Source organism: Dolichospermum sp. FACHB-1250 (assembly GCF_014696335.1).
In the GTDB taxonomy this organism is placed as follows: Bacteria; Cyanobacteriota; Cyanobacteriia; order Cyanobacteriales; family Nostocaceae; genus Dolichospermum; species Dolichospermum planctonicum.
Genome location: NZ_JACJPZ010000105.1, coordinates 1 through 1,846, shown reverse-complemented (window position 1 = coordinate 1,846; position 1,846 = coordinate 1). Strand labels below are relative to the sequence as shown.

The 1,846-nt window shown below is 31.1% G+C and carries 1 protein-coding gene; it reads left to right on the top strand.

What is annotated here, in order from left to right; translation table 11 throughout:
* Positions 1-1,846 (top strand): DNA methyltransferase (locus tag H6F39_RS20070; protein WP_190397298.1); only part of this gene is annotated, 1,846 nt, incomplete at both ends.

The window sequence follows — 1,846 nt, the reverse complement described above, 5'->3', positions numbered from 1 at the left end:
ATATGAAAGCACCTGATACCATTATTAAACTTGTTGAACATTTTCACTCTTCGATAGAATTGTATCGTGCGGGGGGAATTAATGAAACACAAACTAGAATTGAGTTTATTAATCCTTTCTTTGCTGCTTTAGGGTGGGATATTAATAATGAACGACAAATTTCTGATATTTATAAAGACGTTGTTCATGAAGATTCTTTAAAAATTAGCGACGCAAATAAAGCCAAAGCACCTGATTATAGTTTTTGGGTTGGGGGAACAAGAAAGTTTTTTGTGGAAGCGAAAAAACCCGCTGTTAATGTTGGTAATAATATGAGTGCGGCTTTTCAAGTCAGACGTTATGGCTGGTCTGCAAAATTACCTTTAAGCATTTTAACAGATTTTGAAGAATTTGCAGTTTATGATTGTCGAATTATGCCAAATAAAAACGATTCTCCCTTGATAGCGAGAATCAAACATTTTCATTATACAAAATATGTGGAAAAATGGCAAGAGATTTATGATCTTTTTTCTAAGGAAGCTGTCTTAAATGGTTCTTTAGAAAGATTTGCAGAAACCAAAGTTAAAGCTGGGATTACTGTTGATCAAAAATTTCTCCAAGAAATTGAAATTTGGCGAGAAAATTTAGCGGCTAATATTGTTGGGAAAAATCCCCAAATTCAACAAAGAGAGTTAAATTTTGCGGTTCAAATGACGATTAATAGAATTGTCTTTTTACGGATTTGTGAAGATAGAGGAATTGAACCTTATCAACAGTTATATAATTTATTAAAGTTTGAAAATTTTTATCAAGAATTAGGGCGGTTATTTATCAATGCAGATTATCGCTATAATTCGGGTTTATTCCATTTTCAAGGTGAAAAAGGACGAGAAAATCCTGATGATTTTACTTTGAATTTAACTATAGATGATGCTATTTTAACATTAATTATTAGAAAACTTTATCCTCCAGAAAGTCCTTATGAGTTTTCTGTGATTCCTGTGGAAATTTTAGGACAAGTTTATGAACAATTTTTAGGTAAAGTCATTCAAATATCTGCAAGTCGTCAAGCAGTTATTGAAGATAAACCGGAAGTAAGAAAAGCTGGAGGTGTTTATTATACTCCTAGTTATATTGTTGATTATATTATTAAACAAACTATTGGTAAGGTTTTAGAAAATAAGAAACCAGATAAAATCCAAGATATAACAATTATTGATCCTGCTTGTGGTTCGGGTTCTTTTTTAATTGTGGCCTATCAATTTCTCCTAGATTGGTATTTAGAACAATATCTGCAAAATCCCCAGAAATACAAAAATAAATTCTATCAAATTTCAGATCATCAATGGCGTTTAACCGCAAGTGAGAGAAAGCAAATTTTATTAACTCATATTTATGGTGTTGATATTGATCAACAAGCGGTAGAAACAACTAAATTATCTTTGTTATTAAAGGTACTGGAAGGAGAATCAGGAGAAACAATTACCAGACAATTACAGTTATTTAAAGAACGGGCTTTACCTGATTTAGATTATAATATTCAGTGTGGTAATACCTTGATAGACGCAGAATTTTATCAACATAATCAATTAAATTTTTTAGACGAAAATACGGCTTATAGAGTTAATATTTTTGACTGGAAATCGGCTTTTTCTGTTATTATGAAACGAGGTGGTTTTGATGTAGTTATTGGTAATCCTCCCTATATTAGAATCCAAGCTTTAAAAGAATGGGCTGCTTTAGAAGTTGAATTTTATAAACAACAGTATGTTTCTGCTAGTAAGGGAAACTATGATATTTATGTTGTCTTTGTGGAAAAGGGATTAGAGCTATTAAGAAAAGATGGCTATTTAGGTTTTATTTTACC